18 protein-coding genes are annotated in these 22,272 nt (G+C 58.0%); 6 read left to right on the top strand and 12 right to left on the bottom strand.

Going from position 1 to position 22,272, the window contains the following annotated elements; all coding sequences use genetic code 11:
* Positions 1–813 precede the first annotated feature (813 nt).
* The 5 genes from AACT07_RS05725 (at position 814) to rplY (ending at position 8,161) form a co-directional block, all read left to right on the top strand.
* On the top strand, positions 814–2,091 hold the full coding sequence (locus AACT07_RS05725; RefSeq protein ID WP_069526881.1) for an HD-GYP domain-containing protein: 1,278 nt from the start codon (positions 814–816) through the stop codon (positions 2,089–2,091).
* A 120-nt stretch (positions 2,092–2,211) separates the two neighbouring features.
* Positions 2,212–2,634, top strand: a complete 423-nt coding sequence (locus AACT07_RS05720) for a CBS domain-containing protein (protein ID WP_005333273.1) — start codon at positions 2,212–2,214, stop codon at positions 2,632–2,634.
* Between the two features lie 240 nt (positions 2,635–2,874).
* Complete coding sequence (gene hrpA / locus AACT07_RS05715; protein ID WP_069526880.1) at positions 2,875–6,774, top strand: ATP-dependent RNA helicase HrpA; 3,900 nt, start codon at positions 2,875–2,877, stop codon at positions 6,772–6,774.
* Positions 6,775–6,869: 95 nt separating this feature from the next.
* The gene (locus tag AACT07_RS05710) at positions 6,870–7,757 is read left to right on the top strand and encodes a hypothetical protein (protein WP_069526879.1); all 888 of its coding nucleotides are present in this window, start codon (positions 6,870–6,872) and stop codon (positions 7,755–7,757) included.
* 116 nt (positions 7,758–7,873) lie between these two features.
* The gene (rplY, locus tag AACT07_RS05705) at positions 7,874–8,161 is read left to right on the top strand and encodes a 50S ribosomal protein L25 (protein WP_005333252.1); all 288 of its coding nucleotides are present in this window, start codon (positions 7,874–7,876) and stop codon (positions 8,159–8,161) included.
* Positions 8,162–8,267: 106 nt separating this feature from the next.
* Here the strand turns inward: rplY and AACT07_RS05700 are convergent, their stop codons facing one another.
* Positions 8,268–8,660, bottom strand: a complete 393-nt coding sequence (locus AACT07_RS05700) for a MerR family transcriptional regulator (protein WP_005360322.1) — start codon at positions 8,658–8,660, stop codon at positions 8,268–8,270.
* A gap of 122 nt (positions 8,661–8,782) precedes the next feature.
* On the opposite strand from AACT07_RS05700, the gene AACT07_RS05695 reads away from it, so the two are divergent.
* On the top strand, positions 8,783–9,958 hold the full coding sequence (locus tag AACT07_RS05695; protein WP_069526878.1) for a thiolase family protein: 1,176 nt from the start codon (positions 8,783–8,785) through the stop codon (positions 9,956–9,958).
* Here the strand turns inward: AACT07_RS05695 and AACT07_RS05690 are convergent.
* The 11 genes from AACT07_RS05690 to AACT07_RS05640 form a co-directional block, all read right to left on the bottom strand.
* The gene (locus AACT07_RS05690) at positions 9,955–11,178 is read right to left on the bottom strand and encodes an EAL and HDOD domain-containing protein (RefSeq protein ID WP_005333249.1); all 1,224 of its coding nucleotides are present in this window, start codon (positions 11,176–11,178) and stop codon (positions 9,955–9,957) included. The genes AACT07_RS05695 and AACT07_RS05690 overlap by 4 nt on opposite strands.
* A 115-nt stretch (positions 11,179–11,293) precedes the next feature.
* Entirely contained in the window at positions 11,294–12,562 is a 1,269-nt protein-coding gene (locus AACT07_RS05685) for an OmpP1/FadL family transporter (RefSeq protein ID WP_069526877.1), read from the bottom strand.
* A 252-nt stretch (positions 12,563–12,814) separates the two neighbouring features.
* Positions 12,815–14,095: an outer membrane protein transport protein gene (locus AACT07_RS05680; protein WP_005351698.1), complete on the bottom strand. Its 1,281-nt coding sequence runs from the start codon at positions 14,093–14,095 to the stop codon at positions 12,815–12,817.
* A 402-nt stretch (positions 14,096–14,497) separates the two neighbouring features.
* Complete coding sequence (locus AACT07_RS05675) at positions 14,498–15,277, bottom strand: DUF3379 domain-containing protein (protein WP_069526876.1); 780 nt, start codon at positions 15,275–15,277, stop codon at positions 14,498–14,500.
* On the bottom strand, positions 15,270–15,869 hold the full coding sequence (locus AACT07_RS05670) for a sigma-70 family RNA polymerase sigma factor (protein ID WP_069526875.1): 600 nt from the start codon (positions 15,867–15,869) through the stop codon (positions 15,270–15,272). The genes AACT07_RS05675 and AACT07_RS05670 overlap by 8 nt, the downstream gene beginning before the upstream one ends.
* Before the next feature lie 13 nt (positions 15,870–15,882).
* Entirely contained in the window at positions 15,883–17,394 is a 1,512-nt protein-coding gene (locus AACT07_RS05665) for a BatD family protein (RefSeq protein WP_069526874.1), read from the bottom strand.
* A 20-nt stretch (positions 17,395–17,414) separates the two neighbouring features.
* The gene (locus tag AACT07_RS05660) at positions 17,415–18,866 is read right to left on the bottom strand and encodes a VWA domain-containing protein (RefSeq protein WP_069526873.1); all 1,452 of its coding nucleotides are present in this window, start codon (positions 18,864–18,866) and stop codon (positions 17,415–17,417) included.
* Positions 18,857–19,849 carry a VWA domain-containing protein gene (locus AACT07_RS05655; RefSeq protein ID WP_069526872.1) on the bottom strand — a complete coding sequence of 331 codons (993 nt, stop codon included), beginning with the start codon at positions 19,847–19,849 and terminating at the stop codon, positions 18,857–18,859. Before AACT07_RS05655 ends, AACT07_RS05660 begins: the two co-directional genes overlap by 10 nt.
* Positions 19,846–20,385, bottom strand: a complete 540-nt coding sequence (locus AACT07_RS05650) for a DUF4381 domain-containing protein (RefSeq protein ID WP_069526871.1) — start codon at positions 20,383–20,385, stop codon at positions 19,846–19,848. Before AACT07_RS05650 ends, AACT07_RS05655 begins: the two co-directional genes overlap by 4 nt.
* Positions 20,370–21,272: a DUF58 domain-containing protein gene (locus AACT07_RS05645; protein ID WP_069526870.1), complete on the bottom strand. Its 903-nt coding sequence runs from the start codon at positions 21,270–21,272 to the stop codon at positions 20,370–20,372. Before AACT07_RS05645 ends, AACT07_RS05650 begins: the two co-directional genes overlap by 16 nt.
* Complete coding sequence (locus AACT07_RS05640) at positions 21,263–22,213, bottom strand: AAA family ATPase (RefSeq protein WP_069526869.1); 951 nt, start codon at positions 22,211–22,213, stop codon at positions 21,263–21,265. The genes AACT07_RS05645 and AACT07_RS05640 overlap by 10 nt, the downstream gene beginning before the upstream one ends.
* Positions 22,214–22,272: the final 59 nt, after the last annotated feature.

Here is a 22,272-nt window from a genome sequence, read left to right as displayed (position 1 = left end):
GCTCCACATCCTAATCTGATGTGAATTGGTACACAAAATGGGCGATGAAAGCTGCGTGCGTTTAACGCGGTGGAAATATCATCCCGTGCAGGCTGTTGGAGGGGATGGAATACCCGGATGGGCACATTCCCCTTTATCGCTGTCGTTATGACCTGCAAAGAGTGATATGACCTGAATAGCCCGAGTTAACCGCAGCTTGAAAATCAGCTTTCAACAGTTTCACTCTATAAATCCCGTTTATCCTTGTCGCCTTATAGCGAATATAACCGCTGGTTATCCGTTATTTTTTCTCCAACTCTTCGGTCGCAGGCTATCGGGTGGGCTGGAGCGAGCATGGGAAGCTGTATCCAGAAGGCGGAGGTGTCTACCGCTATCGATGGCGACAAGGCGAATAAATGGGTGATGGAGTTCACAGTTTGGTTAATTAATTTGGGGATGGTGGCAGTTATGAGCGTTGTGGTGTGCCTTTATTCAAAATTCTTACTGGCAAACCGAGCACTCTTTAATTCTGATTAAGTCATAATTAAGTAAAGTTGGGGTGTTGATTGTTTCGCTCAGATATGAGTTTTTAAAATTGCTCACAATCTCTACGCGAGATTTAAAAAGTCTGCTCGCATATTTTTGAACGGATAAATATAACTTGAATGGGAGTGGCCAAATAAATCCAGCTGTGATCTTTGTCTTTTCAAGGTGCGCAGGTTCATAAATGTCTATAAAAACAAGGTAAAAGGCTCGGCTATTGACTAAGTTGATAGAAGGCGAAGCATAAAACAGCGCCAGTTTGATACGACAACATCGCATGGGACCCGGATCATGGACAGAGCGCAGGGCGCAGCCCCCTTTTCGTTGCAAGTGGATCTAAGGCAGGTGGTGTATGCCCTGTCAGCCTCGCTGGATCTGGTGGGCATTGGCGATGTGGCCCACGGTAAACGGGTCGGGATTATGGCTGCCGAGTGCAGCCGGGAGCAGGGGATGAGTGAGGCCGAAAGCTGTCTGCTGTTCGAGCTGGGGGTGCTGCATGATATCGGAGTCTCCTCGACCATCACCCATCATCATCTGGTCAGCGAGTTCGATTGGGAGTCCTCCCAGCGCCACTGCGAGGTGGGATATCAGCTGCTCAAGGATTTCCGTTTGCTGGCCCCGCTGGCCCTGCCTATCCGTTATCACCATACCCACTGGCATCTGTTGCGCGAGATGGCCGATGTGGACCCCAATGTAGCCCGTCAGGCCAACCTTATCTTTCTGGTGGATCGCTGCGATGCGTTGGCGGCGCCCTACTATGGCGATGGTTCATTGTTGATGCATACAAACGAGATCCGCGCACGCCTGCAGGATTTCCGTGACGAGTTTTTTGCCCCCGAGCTGGTGGATGCCTTCCTCAAGGCGTCTCGCTCTGAGGCATTTTGGCTGCAGCTGGAAGCGCGCTCTATCAATGATTACATGCTGGAGATGCTGCAGGTGCGGGAGCCTTGCCTGACCTTCAACGGGGAGCTTAAAGCGCTGGCGCAGATCTTCTCCGGCATTGTCGACGCCAAAAGTCCATTCACGATGACGCATTCACTCGGTGTGAGCAGGTTGTCTCGTGCGTTGGCAGAATTGATGGGAGTCAGTGCCATCCATTGTGACATGCTGGAGATCGCCGGTTTGCTGCACGATTTGGGCAAGCTCAGGGTGCCGGACGAGATCCTCGACAAGCCTGCCAGCCTGACGAAAGAGGAGCGGGCCATCATCAATACCCACAGCTTCGAGACTTACCAGATCCTGCGCCATATCGAAGGGTTTGAAGAGATTGCCTGTTGGGCGGCCTATCACCATGAGGAGCCTGACGGGGAGGGCTATCCGTTCCACCTGCCGGCATCCGCCATGGCGCTCGAAGCGCGGATCCTGCGGGTCGCCGATATTTTTCAGGCCATGGTGCAGGACAGACCTTATCGGCGCGGTCTGCCTGCCCGTGACGCATTGACCTTTATGCAGCAACTGGCGGATCAGGGGCGGGTCGATCCCGCTGTGGTGGCGGTGCTGGCCGATCACCTGCCGCAGATGATGATGGCAGCCATTCCGGATTGCGAGCCGGATCATGCCATCAATTGAGGGAGAGGCTGGCCGCTGACTCATACTGCCGCGAGCCAGCTATGCTTGGAACAAGCCGAGCATGGTGCCGGTACCGGCGCACAAGACGCCAGCTTGATGGACTACCGTAGGGGAGCAGATATGGAATCGCTAAAAGCCAAGGATTATATGCAGAGCAGACCCATCACCTTCACTGCCGACATGATGGTGCAAGCTGCGGTCGAGAAATTTCTGAACAGTCATCAGCTCGGTGGCCCGGTGGTGGATGGGCAGGGCCATCTGATTGGCTGGATCTCCGAGCAGGATTGCATCGCAGTGCTGCTTAAGGAGGCCTATCACTGCGAACAGGTGGCGCAGGTCAAGGATGTGATGCGCAAGGAGGTGTTGTCGGTGGGACCCGATACCAGCATTTTGAGCCTGGCGGAGATGATGATGGGGCAAAAGCCGAAGATCTATCCGGTAGTGGAGGAGGGGCGTCTGCTCGGGGTTATCAATCGCCACAACGTCATGCAGGCCATTCATGCCCAGCTCACCACCTGTTTTGTCCATCACACCCACGGTTAACCCTGTTTTTCTCTCTCCCAAGGCAAGCTTCGGCTTGCCTTGGCTATTTCATATGCTGCCATTTATTCATGTTATGCCATCTTACAATGATTGTTCTGTCATGTTTGGGGATTGGCCAATCTCTCAGTCTTCCCATATATAACGCTATGTTATGGCTTGCACCGTTCCCGCTCGCTCTTTAGGATCGCTCCCAGCTTATCGATATGGCCCCTCTGGGCACCTATTTAAGGAATTCGTACCTTGTCTCTCTCTATCGAGGCGCTGCGCCGCCGTCTCTCTGCCTGCATGAACCTCGACGCCCGTCGCCTTTCCAGCCGTCTGCACGGGGTCAAGAAGCTGCCTGAAGGCAAACAGGCCGCCGTGCTGGAGACCATCGCCGCTGATTTGGCCGCCGCCGAAGTGCGCTATCAAACCCGTCTGGCCGGAGTGCCCAAGGTCACTTATCCGGACAACCTGCCGGTGAGCCAGAAGCAGGCTGAGATCGCCAAGGCCATTCAAGAGCATCAAGTGGTGATCATTGCAGGGGAAACAGGCTCGGGCAAAACCACCCAGATCCCCAAGATCTGTCTGGCGCTCGGGCGCGGAGTGAAGGGCTTTATTGGCCACACCCAGCCGCGCCGTCTGGCGGCCCGTACCGTGGCGGCCCGTATTGCCGAGGAGATGGAGTCCGAACTCGGCCACTACGTGGGTTACAAGGTGCGCTTTACCGATCAGGTGAGCGAGCAGACCCACATCAAACTGATGACCGACGGTATTCTGCTGGCGGAGATCCAGAACGACCGGATGCTCACCCAGTACGACACCATCATCATCGATGAGGCCCACGAGCGCAGCCTCAACATCGACTTCATTCTGGGCTATCTCAAACAGCTGCTACCAAAACGCCCGGATCTCAAGGTGATCATCACCTCGGCCACCATAGACCCCCAGCGCTTCTCCCGCCATTTCAACAAGGCGCCGGTGATCGAAGTCTCCGGTCGCACCTATCCAGTGGAGGTGCGCTACCGTCCACTCACCAGTGACAAGAGTGAAGGGCTGGAAGAGCGCGATGAACTGCAGGGGATTTTCGATGCGGTGGAAGAGCTGGCCCGCGAAGGGCTGGGGGACATCCTCATCTTCATGAACGGCGAGCGGGAGATCCGCGATACCGCCGATGCCCTGCGCAAACTCAACCTGCGCGATACCGAGGTACTGCCGCTCTACGCCCGCCTCTCCAACGCCGAGCAGAACAAGGTGTTCCAGCAACATGCCGGACGGCGCATCGTGCTCGCTACCAACGTGGCGGAGACCTCGCTGACGGTGCCAGGCATTCGCTACGTTATCGATCCGGGCACCGCCCGCATCAGCCGCTACTCCTGGCGTACCAAGGTGCAGCGCCTGCCCATCGAGCCGGTCTCCCAGGCCAGCGCCAACCAGCGTAAAGGGCGTTGCGGTCGGGTGGCGGACGGCATCTGTATCCGCCTCTACTCGGAGGAGGATTTTAACAGCCGTCCCGCCTTTACCGACCCCGAGATCCTGCGCACCAACCTGGCCTCCGTCATCCTGCAAATGCTGGCGCTCGGCCTTGGCAATATGGAGGCCTTCCCCTTCGTCGAGCCGCCCGAGTCGCGCCATATCAAGGATGGCTTGACCCTCTTGAAAGAACTGGAGGCGGTGCGTGAGCTGCCTGCCACCGGCGAGCGCGAAGCCAAGTTGCAGCTGACCGAGACCGGTCGCCAGCTCTCGCGTATCCCCCTTGATCCGCGTCTGGCGAAGATGGTGATCAGCGCCGCGCAAACCGGCTGTTTGAGCGAGGTGATGGTGATCACCGCTGCCCTCAGCATTCAGGATCCCCGCGAGCGACCCATGGAGAAGAAACAGGCCGCCGACGAGCTGCACAGACGCTTTGAAGACAAGGATTCCGACTTCCTCGCCTTCGTCAATCTGTGGAATTACCTGAAAGAGCAGCAGGATGCCCTTGGCAGCAATCCGTTCCGCCGCATGTGCCAGAAGGAGTTTCTCTCCTACCTGCGGGTGCGTGAATGGCAGGACATTCACTTCCAGCTGCGCCAGACGGTCAAAGAGCTGGGTTTTAAAGCCAACCATGAACCTGCAGATTTCAAGACGGTGCACTGCGCCCTGCTGACCGGCCTCTTGAGCCATATCGGCAACAAGGATCTGGAAAAACCGGAGTTTCTCGGCGCCCGCAACGGCCGCTTCCACCTCTTCCCGGCCTCGGGTCTGTTCAAGAAGCCGCCCAAGTGGGTGATGGCCGCAGAATTGGTGGAGACCTCCCGCCTCTACGCCCGCATCAACGCCAAGATTGAACCCGAGTGGGTAGAGCCGCTGGCGGGTCATCTCATCAAGCTGCACCACAGCGACCCCCACTGGTCGAAGAAAAACGGCGCCGTGATGGCCAAGGAGAAGGTGACGCTGTATGGCCTGACACTGGTCAACGAGCGCACCATCAACTTCAGCCGTATCGATCCGGCGCTGTGCCGCGAGCTGTTTATCCGCCGCGCGCTGGTGGAGGGGGATTTCGAGACCCGTCACCGTTTCTTCAGCGACAATCGCAAGCTCCTGGCCGAGGTGGAGGCGCTGGAGCACAAATCCCGTCGGCGCGACATCCTGGTGGATGATGAGGACTTGTTCCGCTTCTACGATGCCCGTTTGCCGGAGGAGGTGATCTCCGCCCGTCACTTCGACAAGTGGTGGAAAGAGGCGCAAAAGCAGGATCCCGAGCTGCTCAACTTTGAGAAAGAGATGCTGATGAAGGGGGATGCGGCCCACATCAGCGATCTCGACTACCCCAACTTCTGGCAGCAGGGGCGCCTCAAGCTCAAGCTGACCTATCAGTTCGAGCCGGGGGAGGCCGCCGATGGCGTGACCCTGCATATCCCGCTGCCGCTCCTGAATCAGGTGGAGGTGAAGGGGTTTGAGTGGTTGATCCCCGGGCTGCGTCACGAGCTGTTGGTAGCCCTCATCAAGTCGATGCCCAAGCCGATGCGCAAGAACTTCGTACCGGCCCCCAACTATGCCGATGCGCTGCTTGCCACCCTCAATCCCGAGCAGGGGCCGCTGTTGGACGAAATGGAGCGCCAACTGCGCCGCATGACCGGCGTGACCGTGCCCCGAGAATCCTGGGATTGGGCTGCGGTGCCCGATCACCTGAAACTCACCTTCCGCGTGGTGGATGATAAGCACAAGAAGGTGGCTGAAGGGAAAGATCTGGAAGCCTTGAAAGAGTCGCTGCGTGGCAAGGTGCAGGAGACCCTGTCGCAAGTGGCGGATGATGACATCGAGCAGTCCGGTCTCACCCTGTGGAGCTTTGGCGAGCTGCCCCAGGAGTACAGCCAGAAGCGCGGCGGCTTCGAGGTGAAAGCCTATCCGGCGTTGGTAGACGAGAAGGATTCGGTCGCCATTCAGCTGGTGGAGAGCTCTGTGGTGCAGCAGCAGCTGATGTGGGCGGGCCAGCGCCGGCTGGTGCTGCTCAACGTGCCATCCCCCATCAAGTATCTGCAGGAGAAGCTGCCCAACAAGGCCAAGCTCGGGCTCTATTTCAACCCGTTTGGCAAGGTAGCGGAGCTGATTGACGACTGCATCGCCTGCGGCTGCGACAAGCTGATCGAGCAACATGGCGGGCTGGCTTGGGACGAGGTCGGTTTCGAGGCGCTCAAGGAGTTTGTCCGTGCCGAGCTCAACGATGCGGTGGTGGAGGTAGCCAAGCAGGTGGAGGCCGTACTGACGCTGTCCCATGAGATCAAGAAGCGGCTCAAGGGCAAGATGCAGCTCGATACCGCTTTTGCTATGTCTGATATCCAGCAGCAATTGGGCAACCTTATTCACAAAGGCTTTGTCACCGAGACCGGCTGGCAGCGGTTGCCTGATTTGCTGCGTTACCTGCGCGCCATTGAGCGTCGCCTGGAGAAGCTGGCTATCGATCCCAACCGGGATCGGGTCTACATGCTCAAGGTGCACAGCGTGGAGTCGGAGTACAAGGCGCTGCTGGCCAAGATCCCCAAATCCCAGCTTATTCCCACCGAGGTGGCCAATATTCGCTGGATGATCGAGGAGCTGCGAGTGTCGTTCTTTGCCCAGAATCTGGGGACCCCTTATCCGGTCTCCGATAAACGGGTGCTTAACGCCATCGCTCAGTGCTAAGCTGCTATCTAACTGTTTTAACAGCATGATAGCGGGTGATGAGAAGGGGTTGCCGGTCAGGTAGCCCCTTCAAACCGCAAATCAGGGAGGCAAGGATGCTGGGGATCTGGTTGAGTGTGGCGCAGGTGGTGATCAGCGGTTATCAACCCATCGCGGAACAAACCTGGGTGCAGTTGAACCCGGAATATTACCCGCTGGCTCGCACGCCGCCTGCGATGTTTGTGGCTTGGCGTGGCAATCAGTTTCCGCCGCTGGCCCAAAAGCAGAAGCAGGGTCGCTGGCAGATCCTCTTTCCAGCCCGGCTGGTGCCTCCCTTTGATCTGTTCGAGGGGGAGGCGCAGCTCTCCAAAACCTATCTGGCAAGGCTGCGGCGCATCGACGAGATGGCTTACGGGGTTGTCCCCGGGCAGGCTGTTGCGGCTGGTGCAATCGTGCTGCAGGGGAGTGGGTTCCCTGCTTATCACGCGCAACCTGTCGCGCCCTTTATCGCCGAGTTTCGCACACCCCAAGACGCGTTCGGTAGTGTTGATATGTCTACCGACCCCGACGAGAGCGAACCTCTACTGGCTCAACTGGGGGTGACGTTTCGCACTGCGGGGATGAGTGGTGCCAAAGTAGATGAGGGAGTAGTGAGCGCCGATATAGCGCTCGCCAGCCACACGGCTAGCTTATCCGCAGGCAGTGACGTCATGCTTACCCTCTCGGCTCCCGCTGCTGGCGGTCCACAAACCGTGTGTCATCAGGTCGCAGCAGGGGAGACCCTGTGGCGTATAGCGAATCAGTTATCCAGTGCCCGGGGAGCCGATACCTACAGCTATTTGCTGGCGCTGGTGGCAGAGAACCAGCCGCGGCTTGGCAAGAGCATTCGAGTCAGAACGGGGGAGGCTCTCTACTGCCCGCGCGCCGAGACCCTGGCGCGGTTTGATGCCCTGAGCCCGGCCCAGCGTCAGCAGCAGTTCGCCCGGTTGGAGCAGGGGCGCTAAATGCAGAGTCGGTACCTTGTATCCGAATTTGGCCCGTGGTAGTATTCGCGCTCGTTTTGCGAGGTGCTGACCGGTCGCAGTTAGCACCATAAATTCATCCAAAAGAGATACATACTATGTCTTTCGTATTCCAAGCTGAAGTCCGTTCTGACCTGGGGAAAGGTGCGAGCCGCCGCCTGCGTCAAGCTGACCAAGTTCCTGCCATCGTTTACGGTGCAGGCAAAGAAGCCCTGTCCATCACTGTTGACCACAAGAAAATGATCCTGGCTCAAGAGAAGCCGGAATTTTATGAGTCTGTACTGACTCTGGTTATCAACGGTGAAGAAGTTAACGTAAAAGTGAAAGCTATCCAGCGTCACCCGGTACGTTACAAGCTGATCCACCTGGACTTCGTTCGCGTTTAATAGCGAACCGTCAGGTTGAAGAAAAGCCACTCTCAGGAGTGGCTTTTTGCTATCTGGCATCTTGTGAGCGGGCTGAAAGGACTTACCTGATAAGCCAGCAAGGCGGTTATCCCAGCTGGCTAAGGGCTTGTTGGCAACGCTGCTCGGCGGCATCCAGCTCCAGCAGCACCATCCTGATATCTTCCATCTGCTGTTGCAGTGTCTCCCGTTTCTCCTCAACCAGTCCCAGCATGGTCTGTAACTGGGTGCGGCTGCTCTTGTCGGCATCATAGAGATCAAACAACTCGCGGATCTCGGCGAGGCTGAACCCGAGCCGCTTGCCGCGCAGGGTGAGCTTGAGGCGAACCCGATCCTGCTTGCTGTAAATGCGGGTTTGTCCCTCTCGGGCGGGATTAAGCAACCCCTGATCCTCGTAGAAACGGATACTGCGCGTCGTAATATCAAATTCCCGGGCCAGCTCACTGATGCTGAAGCGCCGTCCTTCATCCTTGTTGTTCATACAGACTTCTTGGCGAACTAAATCCTGTCTGCACCTTACCTAAACGTAAACTGCACTGCAACTCTTGTTCCATCGCGTCAGAACCCCTATGTTATGGCCATGTAACAAACAGAGGAAGGCAAATGGATATTGCAATTGTGGCGGCAAAACGGACTCCGATGGGGGCGTTTCAGGGGGCATTGGCAGAGGTAACTGCGCCTGAGTTGGGTGCCTGTGCCATTGAGGCGGCACTACAGCAAAGTGGGCTGAGTCCGGAGCAGGTCGATGAAGTGTTTATGGGCAATGTGCTGGCGGCGGGCGTGGGGCAAGCGCCAGCCCGGCAGGCGTTGTTGAAAGCAGGGTTGCCAGATAGTGTGCCTGCTACCACGGTCAACAAGGTGTGCGGATCCGGCATGAAAGCAGTGATGCTGGCGGCGGATACCATCCGCCTTGGTGACAACAGGGTGGTGGTCGCGGGGGGGATGGAGAGTATGAGCCGTGCCCCCTATCTGCTGGATAATGCCCGCAACGGCTTTCGGATGGGGCATCAAAAGGTGTTGGACCACCTATTCCTCGACGGTTTGCAAGATGCCTATGATGGTCAGCTGATGGGGATACATGCCCAGCGCAGCGCCGATCAGGCCGGTTTGACCCGCAGTGCCATGGATGAGTTTGCTCTTGCGTCGTTGCAGCGTGCCCGCGATGCGCAGCAAGCCGGCGCGTTTGCATCCGAGCTGGCAAGTGTCTATCGCGGTGATCGCTTGTTGCTGGCCGAAGACGAGCAGCCTGGCAAGGGCAGACCGGAGAAGATCCCGACCCTGAAGCCTGCATTTGGCAAGGAGGGCACCATTACGGCGGCCAATTCGAGCTCCATCTCGGACGGTGCGGCGGCGCTGATATTGATGGATGGCGCCACGGCGCAAGCCTGGCAGGTACCAGTGCTGGCACGGATCGTCGGTTATCAGAGCCACGCGGCATTGCCCGCCGAATTTACCTCTGCGCCCATTGGCGCCATTTCACGCTTGCTGGCGCGTCTTGCATGGTCGGTGGAAGAGGTGGGTCTCTTTGAGATCAACGAGGCCTTCGCCATGGTCACCATGCTGGCCATGAGCGGGGTCGGCATCCCTCATCCCAAGGTTAATGTGCATGGTGGGGCCTGTGCGCTTGGTCATCCGCTGGGGGCGAGTGGCGCACGCATTCTGGTGACGCTGATCGCCGCGCTGCGGCAACGGGGTTTGCGGCGAGGCGTGGCCGCGCTCTGTATCGGGGGCGGGGAGGCGACCGCTATCGCGGTCGAGGTGAATGACGAGACGAATTAATTGGTGGCTTCCATCGCCAGCAGTTGTTCCGTGACCCAGGTGGTGGCGGCCAGATAGAGGTGACTCACCTTATCCTCGCTCAGCCCCAGGCGGGCTGTTCTGGCCGTGACCCGTGACCAGTTGGCGCTTTCGTAATCTTCACAAAACGCGAGGTAGAAACCCAGATTGCCTTTGCGCTCCAGCAGCGCCAGCCGAATATCGTCGATAAGAGGGATAGTGCCGAGCAGCTTGTCCATCGGCTGCTCCATCAGTACATCCAGCAGGGAGAAGAGACCGGTGATAAAGGCTTGTTGTGCCTGCTGGCTCGGAGCGTGGGCGTGGGCCAGCAGTTCACAGAATCGGGCACGGATCATCGACATCTGGTAGAGCTCGGCGCTCTTGCCCTTGCCGGCGCTGGTCGCGGCTACCAGCGAAACAAAGCGCTTTAACTGGGTGTTGCCCAGATAGATTGCAGCCTGGCGAAATGACGAAATAGGGTTGGTGTGGCCTTTGAGATGGTTGACATAGCGCAACAGCTTGAGAGAGAGGGAGATATCCTGACCGAGCAGCTGCTCAATCTTGTTGATATCAGGCTCTGCCTCGTTGACCACGTTGAGCAACTGCATCACCACGACTTGCGCCGGCTCCATAGTAGCTTGCTTGACCATCTCGGGTCGACTGAAGAAAAAGCCCTGGAACAGCTGGATCCCCAGCTGTTTGACCCGCTCGAACTCCGCCTTGTCCTCTACTTTTTCCGCTAGATAGGTGAGCCCCAGCGTCTGATGCCGCTGGATAAACACTTTGATCTGCATCAGGGGGGTGGCACGAAGATCAAACTTGATGATGTGGATAAAGGGGAGGAAGCGCTCCCAATCCGGTGACATGGTGAAGTCATCGAGTGCCAGTTGATATCCCAGCTTGTGCAGCTGTTTCACCTTTTCCAGCAGGGCATCATCCGGTGGGGAATCTTCCAGGATCTCAATCACCACTTTTTCGGGCGGCAGGCACTCTGCCAATCCCTCCAGCAGCAGTGAGTGGGGGAAATTGATAAAGCAGGGGCGGCCCCCCAACAGCTGATCGATATTTTGTTGCAGGAACTGTTCGACCACCAGGCGTGACGTTGCCTGTTGGGAGGAGATGCTTGGGAAGACATTATTCAGACTATCGCGAAAGAGCAGCTCATAGGCATGAGTTTTGAGGTCTCTGTCGAGGATCGGCTGTCTTGCTACGTAGGAATACATGCCTTGCTCCAGTAAAGGTACTGGGTTGATTTTATGGTGTTGCAGAACACTATGCCAGTGTTCACCTTATTGAGTAAGGCAATAATTGGCATAGCGTTTTTTGCAGGGAAGGAATTTAGAAGAGATAGCTCAATTGTGCACCAGCCAGCCAGGCATCCCCTTCGGAAGTGCCCTGGAAGGTGGAGGTCGTCATCGGATTACCCGGTTGCAGCTCCATTTTTTCAGTGACATCCACCTTTTTGCCATCGATCAGGGTCAGCCCCAGATCCACGGTCAGGTTGGGCGTGAACTGATACCCCATTCCCAGGCTGTACCAGAGCCGATCGGCATCTGGGATGGAGATGGTACGACGATCGGCTGGCACCGGGCTGGCGTCATAGGCCACACCGGAGCGCAGTTGCCACTTGGGAGTGACCTGATAGGTCATACCGATGGCGTAGCGCCAGCTATCTTCCCAGTACTCGTCCTTGATGTGCATGTTCTGCAAATTGTTGAGATCAGCTTCCAACTGAACGAATTTGCTCCAGTTGGTCCAGTTTAGGCTGCCGTGGAGAGCCAGCTTGTCAGTCAGTTGATGGAATGCAGCAAGTTCTGCGGTGGCGGGTAATGGCAGATCCAGACTGCCGGTATCTCTGATCTCGGTAACGGAGCCATCTGCATTGGGTCGGCCCACGATAGCATCTCCCGAGAGGGTCAAAGTGACATCGTGACGGTAGGAGAGGCCAATTCGGGTTTGTTCGGACAACTCCAGCAAGGTGCCTACATTCCAGCCCCATGCCCAGCCATCCCCTTGCAAATGTTTTGCGATCAAGTTTCGAGAAGGGAAGGTGCCACCGACTTCGCCTTCGCCCTGAATAGCAGAGATCCCGGCACCAATTGACCACATCTCATTGATGCGGTAGGCGAGTGAGGTACCCAGGTCTATGGTCTTGATATCGGAGACATTGCCAAAGTGTCCTGCGCTGTAGTTATCCGGCATCTTGACGCCAAGGCCGTAGTAAGAGGTTGCCGAGAAGCCGAGGCGCCACTGCTCATTGAGTGGAATGATGAGATAGGCGTTGGGAACCCAGGCCGCGGCGGCGATATCGTGTGCACTGGCGTCGGAGGTGACGATACCGGCTTTGGTCGGCAAGCGGGTGTTACCTTCAATATTGACGTCAGGACTGACATAGATGACTCCGCCAGAGAGCGCCATCTGATCGAAGCGGGTCATGGCTGCTGCATTGCGGGAGAGCACACTGGCGTTATCCGCGATGGCGGCCTCACCGGCAAAGGCGCGTCCCAGGCCTGTAGCGGACTGTTCAGCCAGCTGGAACCCGGCGGCATGAGTCTGACCCGCGATCACCAGCAGGGCGATGGCGGACGGTTTGATGATGGGATGCATGGCAAAATCCTTGCTGTTACCCGAAGGTTCAATCGGTCATATGAATGAGGGCAGGATTTTATATGGTATGACCAGTAAGGCAACGGTAATGGCCAGTATCTGGATAAAACAAGATTAAATGCTGGGATGATGCACTCTAATAGCTTGATTGGAAAAGAAAAATAAACACGTGTGTGCTACATGTGTGCGCTGAACTGGCTTTTGCGGATAAAAAAAGAGCGCCTGGCGGCGCTCTTTCAATTCTATCAATAATCAGAACTTCATGTTGAAGCCAACAGATGCTAAGAATGCATCACCATGTGAAGTACCAACCCAATGCGGGTTTTGTAGGCTTGCAGGACCATGAGTCGCACCCAAGCTTTCATCTACATCAACTTTCTTGCCATCGATATAGGTCAAGCCGAAGTCCAAGCTCATATCTTGGTTGAAGTGGTATGTTGTACCAGCGCTATACCAGATTCGATCTGAGTCTGGAATGCTCAAGCTGCGATACTCAGCTTCGATTGGAGTTTTGTCATAAGCAAAGCCTAGACGTGCTTCCCAAACTGGGTTTATGTACCAAGTTCCGCCGATCGCATAACGAGTTGAGTCTTTAAACTTCTCGTCTTTTTGTAAAAGCGTTGCACCACTGCTGGAGGTTGCTTTCAGTTCTTGGAATGCGCTCCAGTCGGTCCAGTTAACGGAGTAGTGAACTGCAAATTGCTGATTAAGACGATGGTAACCAGCAAACTCTGCTTGTGCTGGCAAATCGAGCTTAAGATTGCCGTCAATCGTTCTACCGGCCAAGCCGCCAGCAATCGCAGGGAGGTCATTCGAGTAATCCCCGTCAAAGCTCATGTCAACCTGTGAACGGTAGGTTAGTGCCAAGCGGTTATTTTCGTTAATTTCGTAAAGTGTACCAATGTTCCAACCGAAGCCCCAAGTGTCTCCTTTCATGTGAGAAACACGAGTCGCATTAGGTAACTGAGGAATCAAATCTCCGTTGAAGCGATTCAACTCAGCTGCGCCATAAACTGCATTAATTCCAGCACCGATACTGAATTGCTCGTTGATTCTGTAGGCAATGTTGGGGTTTATGTTGAACGTAACAAGGGATGTGTCACCTGCTCCAGAGCCTGCGTTGAAACTCTTATCGTACTCGGTAGACAACCCGTAGTTGGAGAAGAGACCAATACCCCAAGCCCACTGGTCATTAATTGGTTGGATAAAATATGAGGCTGGCACAAAGGCTGCTGGTGCAATGTCATCTTGGCTGGCACTTACGCCACGCAAAGGAATAGTTCCCTCCACATCCACATCCGGTTTGATGTAGGTGCCGGAGACAGAAACTGCCATCTTGTCGAAGGTGGTCATGGCGGCCGGGTTACGGGCCAGAACGGAGGCGTTGTCGGCAATAGCTGCTTCACCGGCATAGGCGCGACCCAGACCGGAGGCCGAGTGCTCGTTCAACTGGAATGCCGCGGCATGGACTTGACCGGTGGCCAGCGCGATGGTGGCGGCAATCAGGCTCTTCTTGAAAATAGTTGTCGTCATGGTGTTCTCTCTTGTAGGCAGATTTTTTTGCCGATATTGGCTGCACGTTCAATGCAAACCTCGACAAAATCCGTTTTTATTTCAGCTTCTTCCCAATCAATTCTGGCGTGATTCTATGGATCTGGTAGGAGGTAAGAAATCAGACCAGTGACAGCAGAATACATAAAAGTGATCGACGTGTTAATCATTTGTTTTAACTTGCTGTTTAATTCATCATTTTGAGGGTCTAAAGGTGGATTATTGACCTGGATTGCCGATCTCCGTCACAAAAATAATTTTGTCAATTTTTCGAAATCTTGAGGCAAATGAGTGACAAAGAGGAGTAATCAGGGGGAGAACAGGCAGCGGCTGGTGACCGCCACCTGCTATTGAGGATGGATCTGAGGTTGTTAACCGGCGATGTTAAATGTCCCACTGCAGACGTGACTGCAGGGCGTTGGCAACGGGGGCAAGTGGCTCTTTCATCTCGCCAATCAGTACCATATTGGCGCCTTTGAGCTGGACAATCTCCCCTTTGAGGGTGCCATCTTCAAAGGTGGCCTGTTGCAGGGTTAATGGAACATGTTTGGGCACTAAAAAGAGGGTGACTGGCCCCATCTTTCCCTGGATCACCATGTGCAAGGCCGGACCCTGATAAAACGAGCAGTGATTGACATAGGTCACCTTGAGCCCATCCATCCCGCTTAAGGTGGCGCCATACTTCTCCATCTTGGCATTGATGTTATGCAGATTGACCTGCTCATCGACACCTTCAATAAAGGGTTCTTCGCCATAGACATGAGCCATCGCCACCTGTGCGAGGGAGAGAGCCGCAGGAGCCGTTTCTGGCAGCGTGATCCAGCGGGTGCTCATTCCCAGCAGGAAGGCGACCGATGCAGCCAAGGCGATCTGGCGCCAGGATGTAGATGTCCGGAGCTTGACTGGCACCGTGCCAAGGGGGCGGGATGGCGGTAAATCATCTGGCGCGTCACTGTCTTGCTGCATGGCTTGCCTGAGCAGGATCCGCTCGGCCAGTCCGGCTGGGACCTCTACCTGCATGGCGCGCTTGAGGGTTCTGTCGAACTGCTTCATCTCGTCGAGATAGTTCCGATTGGCCTGGCTGGCGTCAGCGGTTCTGAGAAAGTCCGGTTGTTGATCGTTGGGCTGGATCATGGCGTTGCGGCGAAATTCGAGTTCATCCATGTCCGTGTCCTCTTGCTTGGTTCTTCTGCTCCATCGCCTCCTTGATCTGGTTGCGGGCGCGAAACAGGCGGGTCATGACGGTGTTCTTGTTGAGGCCGAGCATCTCGGCAATCTCCTCACCACTGAATCCTCCCACGACTTGCAGCAGCAGTGGCTCCTGGTACTCCTCGGGTAACCGGGCGATGTGACGGTGCAACCACTCGTTCTCCATCTCCTGTTCGCTGTGCAGTGCATCGTGCTGGGGTTGAGGGTGATCGTCGAGATCAACCAGCTCCAGCTGTTTGCGTTCAAAGCGGCGGGCGTTTTCCCGTCTGAGGATGGTGATCAGCCACCCCTTGGCCGCCTTGTCATCCTGCAGGGTGTCGATAGCCTTCCAGGCGCGCAGGAAGGTCTCTTGCACCAGATCTTCCGCCACGTTGGGATGCCGGGTCAGCCAGTAGGCATACCGGTATAGATCGCCATGCAGCGCATGAACCAGTGCTTCAAATTTGGTTTGTTTGTCAGCCATGGGATCAGAGACCGGCGAAGTGGCCGGATCATTTCCACCAATATGCTGCTGAGCACGTTTTTTTCTAAAAAACAGTAGTGCCATAGGGCAATCCTTGTCAGGGGGCGTGGCGGCGGGAGCGGGAACTCCCGTGCGCCAGCAGGTAAATCAGGTGCGCAATACCGGCCGTTTCATCAGCCCTGAGGGTACGCGCCAGAGCGCGCCACTCGATGGGCGGGCCAGAAGAGGGCCGTGCAAAACAGGCTCGCTCGAGTGTGGCGAGCGCGTTGCCGAGCCGATTATGCCCAGCGTCAGGCAACTGGCCTAATTGATAATAGGAGACCTGCCAGCGCATGGTCGCCCACTTGATCAGCGCCTTGCGACTGGCATCCGGCTGGTGTCGGGCAAGGGCTCGTTGCAGTTGATAGAAGGCACGCCAGCGGGGCCAGTGGCGCCATAGCGTACGCAGCGTCACGGCCAGCACGACCCACCAAAGGCTCTCTCGCAGTGCCATCTGCGATGTCTGCTGATCAGGTTGCCGATTTGTCGTTGCCTGAAACGTCAGCGTGATGGCAGGCAGGCTGACCTGCTCAATCCGGCCACTTTGGGTATTAAACCAGGGCAGATCAATGGGGGGCAGCTGGTAGTCGCCGCTCTGCTCCGCGACCAGAGTCTGGCGCCACTGTCGCTCAAACAGCAGCTTGCCATCTCGGTAACGCTCCTGCTGTTGCTCGCCATCGGGATGTGCCTGTATGCCGTTTGGCAGTTGATGGGCCATCAGGGGGGCAAGCTGTATCTGGCCGCTGTCACCATTTTCCATGGTCAGGGTGAGGATACGGATCAGTGGTTCACCCACTTCCCCCGTGGAGGCCGGTTCAAGCCGTTGACTCAGGGTCAGCCGGGTGGCCACCGGCGTGGCGGGGGCTTTGTCGACCCGAACCTCGAGTGGTGCCGCGCGGGCCGAGAGTTTTTGCGGCTTGTTCCCTTGCTGCGTGAGCTGCCCCTGCAAGCGGGGTGAGTCGAGGAGCCATAGCCCAGGCGCTTTTGCCTGAATGAGCCAGCTGCGGGTGAGCCGGCCGGGTAGACCAGCCTGAGCGGGGGCGATCCACTCGTCACTACCGAGGCGACGGATGGTAAAGTGGGCAGAGCTGAGCTCGCTCAGGGCCGGGTTTTGCATGCTGGTAGGCAGCCAAAGAGTCAGGCGGTAGATCACCGGCTGGCCGGGATAGAGAGGGCCCTGATGATCAAGGCTGGCCTGCATTTCGAGGGGCGAGGGGGCTGCGGGTTGCGGCAGCGCCGCTGTTTTCGCCTCTCTCAATGGCAGGGGGAGAGAGGGGGTGAACTCATTTCCGAGCTTGAGCGGGGCAATCACCACCTTTGTATTAGCGGGTGAGTTGCTCTGGTGCAGCGGGATCTGCCAGCGAGTCAGTTGTTGTACCGGGGTGGTGACCCGGCTCATGGTCACTCTGCCCACCGCAAACTGGCGCAGTAAGGGGGTGATCTCCAGTTCGCTGCTCTGGCGCTCGCCATCCGCTTCGATGATCAGCAGCCAATCGCTGGGGTCTACCCCCGGCAGCAGCTCTGCTCGGGGGGGCAAGGCCCAGCAAAGTGGACTCGCGAGTGCGAGCAACAGCCCCCATCCTGCCCGCGTCACCAGGGCTCCTCCACCTTGATCAGATCCCGGCGTAGTGCCTCTTTGCGCAGTCGCTGCTCCAGCAGCAACACCGGGGGAGAGGGGGGCAGGGGCATTGCTGCTGCCTGCTGTTCAGCCGATGGCTTGGGTTGCTTGCTGGTGCTGGTATCGGGAGCGGCAGCCGCACCGCCTTGCAACAGAGAGAGGTTATAGAGCGCATCTTCATGGCCGGGCTCCAGTGCCAGAGCGGCCAGATAGGCCTCTTTGGCTGCGGCAAACTCCCCCAGTTGCAGCAGGGCATTGCCGCGGTTGTAGTGGGCAGTGGCGCTCGCCGCTTCCTGATAGGCTGAGATGGCTTGCCGGTAGGCTCCAGCTCGATACCAGGCGTTGCCGCGCCAGACTGGATCGTTGAAGGTGCGGGCTGCCCGCTGAAAATCCCCCTCTTGATAAGCCTGCATCGCTTGCAGGTCTCCCCTCTCTGCCGCTTGCAGGTCTTGTGGCGCAAGCAGCTGAGCACCCACCATCAGCGCCATCATCAACCGGGCGCCGACTCTGGCCAGCAAGGCCAGTGGTAACAAGGGGATCAGCAGCCAGGGGCCAAGATCCAGTGGTGCCGGGGTGAGGGCCGAGGTCGTGGCGGGGAGAGGGGCAAAGCGGGGGATGTCGCTGCCAAGCCACTGCAGCTCACCGCCGAGGCGATTGGCCAGTGCGGCAATGGCCTGACTATCGGGGGCGGGCAACTGCGCGGGCATGCGGGCGGCAAACCCCAACTCATTGGCCGGAATGGCGGGCATGGGGGCCGGTTGACCACTGCTGGCAAGCAGAATATCGAGGCGTGCCGACTGGGTGTCGCGGCAAAGAAGGCGTTGCTGGCAGGGCCACAGGGCGGCGATTTGGGTCATCTGATTCCGGGTGAGGTCGTCGGTGATCAGCAGCAGACGCGCTTGTTCTCCAGGGGCCAGCTGCTTCATGGCAAGTTCCACCGCCCGTGCCGGGTTGCTGCCCTGCAGCGGCATGATATCGGGGCGCAAGTCGGGCAGCAGCAGCGAAAGGGCTTGATGATCCCGGGTGGGCGGCATGGCGAGGTAGGCATCGCCTGCGTAGAGGATCAGCGCGATGCGCTCGCCCTGAGCACGGCTCAGCAGTTGCTGCAACTGCCACCTGACCCGGGTCGCCCGATCCGGTTTGAGATCGGTGGCGGTCATCGAGCGTGACAAGTCCAGTAGCCAGATATCTAGCGGTGCTGCAGGCTGCTGTTGCAGCTCACCGCGCAGTGCGGGGCCACTCAGGGCCAAAATCACGGGCAGGGTTGCCAGCCAGAGCCAGGGGCGCTGAGGACGGGAGGCTGGCAGCAGATAAGCCTGCATCGCAGGTGCGAGCAGCAGGGGCTGGCGACGACGGCGCCACCCTTGCCAGAGCCAGGGGATGAGTGCGATCAGCCACAGGGGGCGGAGCAAGATCAGATCCATCTGCGTGCACCTCGTGTCAGCCAGCTACGCACCATGCGAAACTCGAGCCTGCCGTGCCCTGACGGCAGAAGCAACAAGCCACAAAGCAGTGCCAACGGCCAGGGGTAGAGCTCGATCACCGGCTGGTAGTGGGCAATCGGCATTGGGGCAGGTTCAAGGGCATTGAGAGTCGCGTTGATGGTATCGAGATCGCTTTGGGTGCGTGCCCGAAAGTAATGCCCCTTGCCGATCTGCGCCAGCTCTTTAAGCAGCGGTTCGTCCAGTTCGCTGCTGGGATCGGCCTGACCGCTGCCCGCCTCATCGTAGGGTTGGATAAAGGTATCGGGATCGGCCCCGACCCCCAGCGTGTAGATCCGTATTCCCTGCGCTGCGGCGAGTTTGGCCTCCTGCAGCGGGTCGGCATTGCCTGCGGTATTGCGGCCATCAGTGACCAGCAGCAGGGCGGTGGGGCGACCAGGATCCCCATGCTGACGTGCCAGCTGGATCGCTTCGCCAAGGGCGGTGGTTCGGCCGACCAGATCAAAATCGAGCTCGTCGCTCAAGGTCAACAGCGCCGGGATCTCCTGAGTGAGGGGAGAGAGCAGGTAGGCGTGATCGGCAAATACGATGAGGCCCACCCTGTCTCCGGCCCGTTTGGCGATCAGCGCCTTGATCTGCTGGCGCACTGCCGTCAGCCGTGCTTGCTGCTCGCCGTTATCGAGCATATCCGGGGTGCGCATGCTGTCTGACAAATCCACCGCCAGCAGCAGATCCCGACTCCCTTCATATTGAATAACCGGTTCCCCCCACCACTGGGGGCGGCAGAGGGCGAGGATAAGGGCGCACCAGAGCAGCATGGCGCGCCAGAGCGGTAATCCGGCCTGAGGACACAGCAGGGCAAACCCGGGGTGAGCCAGATAGCCGCGGCGCAGGGGCGGCAAGCCGAAGCGCACCAGCAAGGGAAGCACCAGCGCCAGCGCAAACCAGGGCCAGGCCAGGATCATGGATGCCTCCGCGCGGTTTTACGCCTCGAGCGGGGGGCGAGCTGGAAGAAGAGGGTTTGACCCCAACGGCGATAATGTTGCTGAAGCTGTTCGCACTGCTCGCGAGTCGGGTTCTGGCTGCCATAGAGCCAACTGCTCCAGTGAGACGAGAACTGGCTAAAATCGCTGCCGCCGTGACGATCGACGAAGGCGAGCCACGCCTCACCTTGCAGTTGGCGCGCCTCGGGCCAGCGCTGTAGCGCTTCATGACGCAGGGCCTCCTGTATTTGCGCCACCAGCAGCGCCGGATCCCCCTCCAGCTGACGACACCAGCGGCGGTAACGTATCACCCTGCGGGCAATCAGGACGAGCAGCAGCAGAAGAAAACCGGCGATCAGGAGCCACAATAGCGCCTGCACTCTGGGGTCAAGACTCTGTTCAATCAGATCCGGCCCCGGGTGGATGTCGCGCATCAGGGCGGCCAGTGGCGGGGTGATGGCCTCGGAGGCGGGGCTGGTAATGTCGACGTCGGCGTGCGTGATCATCCCTGATGACATAACCCCTCCTGCCACTGTTGTTGCAGCGTCTGGCCGTTATCGAGCAGATAGAGGCGCTGCACCAATGGCAACAGCAACTGTTTGCCGTGGGTCAGTTGCTGTTCGGCGGCATACCGGTAGCGCTGGGAGAAACCGGCATGGCCCCCATCCAGCCAGCCCTGATAGTGTTGCCCTGGCCGATCAATGGCCACCGGCAGCTGGCCATCAGGGGGAAGGGCAGCCTCGAGGGGGTCACGGACCTGCCAATAGTGAATATCGTGGTACTGCGAAAGCAGTTGCAACTGCTGACAGAGCGCCGACTCACAGGGTCTGTGATCGGTGATGATCGTCAGCTTGGCTCCGTGAGGCAGCTTCACGCCGGACAAGGTATCGGCCAGTGAGTGAGAAAGCGCCCGGCGGGCCAGCCCTTGCTGATAGTGATGGCAGAGGGATTCGAGCAGGGGCAGCACGCTGCCGCGCTGGCTCTGGTGATGGGGGATAAGCCCGTGGCAGATCAGGGTGTTGTGCTGCTGCTCCCCTTGCCAGATCAGGGCTGCCGCCAGCTCGCATCCCAGGCGAGCCTTGAGTTGCAGCGTGGAGCCGAAATACATAGCGGGAGAGAGATCGAGCAGCAGCCAGTGCGCCTGATCGAGCTCCTCGCTATAGAGGCGGGTATAGGGACGACCGAGGCGTGCGGTCACTCGCCAGTCGATATGGCGTACCTCGTCACCAGCCTGATAGGCGCGCAGCTCTCGAAACGTGAGTCCGGGAGATCGGCCCGGTTTGCCGCGTTCGCTGCTGCTTCTGCCAGCGTGAGGTGGCTTCTTGGCCTTGGCCCAGAGCCGGATATTGAGCAGCCGTGGCAGCGACAGGGCGATATCGGGATGCAGACCGGGTTCTAGGGGCATGGCACCTGATCCAGCAGTTGGGCGATCAGGATATCGTTATCCAGATTGTCGGCCAGTGCCTGATAGCTGGGTATAAGGCGGTGGCGCAGCACCGGATAGGCTTGCAGCTGAATATCTTCCGGCAGCACATAATCACGTCCGGCAAGCCAGGCTCGGGCGCGGGCGGAGCGAGCCAGCCCAAGTGTGGCGCGGGGGCTGGCCCCTACGGCAATCAGTGGCTCAAGGGCAGGGCAAAGGCCACTACCCGGGCGGGTGGCGCAGACCAGCTCCACCAGATAGTGCTCCAGTCTGCTTTGCATGGTCACCGCCAGCACGTCGCTGCGAGCACCTTGCAAGCTGGTCTGGCTCAGGGTCACCGGCGCCGCGCCAAGTTGTTCGCCGCTGGCGTTGAGCTGCAAGATGGCGAGCTCCATCGTGGGGCTCGGGTAATCCACCATCAGCTTGAGCAGAAATCGGTCGAGCTGCGCCTCCGGCAGGGGATAGGTTCCCTCCTGCTCGATGGGATTCTGGGTGGCGGCGACCATAAAGAGGGGTGGCAGCCGCCAGCTCTTTTTGCCCACGGTGATCTGGTGTTCGGCCATGGCCTCCAGCAGCGCTGATTGCACCTTGGCTGGTGCCCGGTTGATCTCGTCCGCCAGCACCAGATGGTTGAAGAGGGGGCCGGGTTGGAATACAAAACTGGCATCCTGCGGGTGAAACACCTCGCTGCCGGTGAGATCGGCAGGTAGCAGGTCGGGAGTAAACTGGATACGGGCAAAGCGTCCCTCGACGGCGCCAGCGAGCGCCTTGACGGCGCGGGTTTTGGCAAGACCGGGGGCCCCTTCGATTAACACATGTCCTTCACATAACAGGGCAATCAGGAGCCCTTCTATTAGCTCCTCCTGTCCCAGGATCTGACTGCCAAGATAGTCCCTAAGCGCTCTGAACTCGGCCGCTGCCATGCGATAAACCCGTTGTTTTTATGGAAGTTGATCTTTTTATACTCCAGTTGCTTCCCAAG

The organism is Aeromonas sp. ANP5, assembly GCF_963870295.1.
In the GTDB taxonomy this organism is placed as follows: Bacteria; Pseudomonadota; Gammaproteobacteria; order Enterobacterales; family Aeromonadaceae; genus Aeromonas; species Aeromonas veronii.
This window is presented reverse-complemented; position numbering and strand designations above follow the sequence as displayed.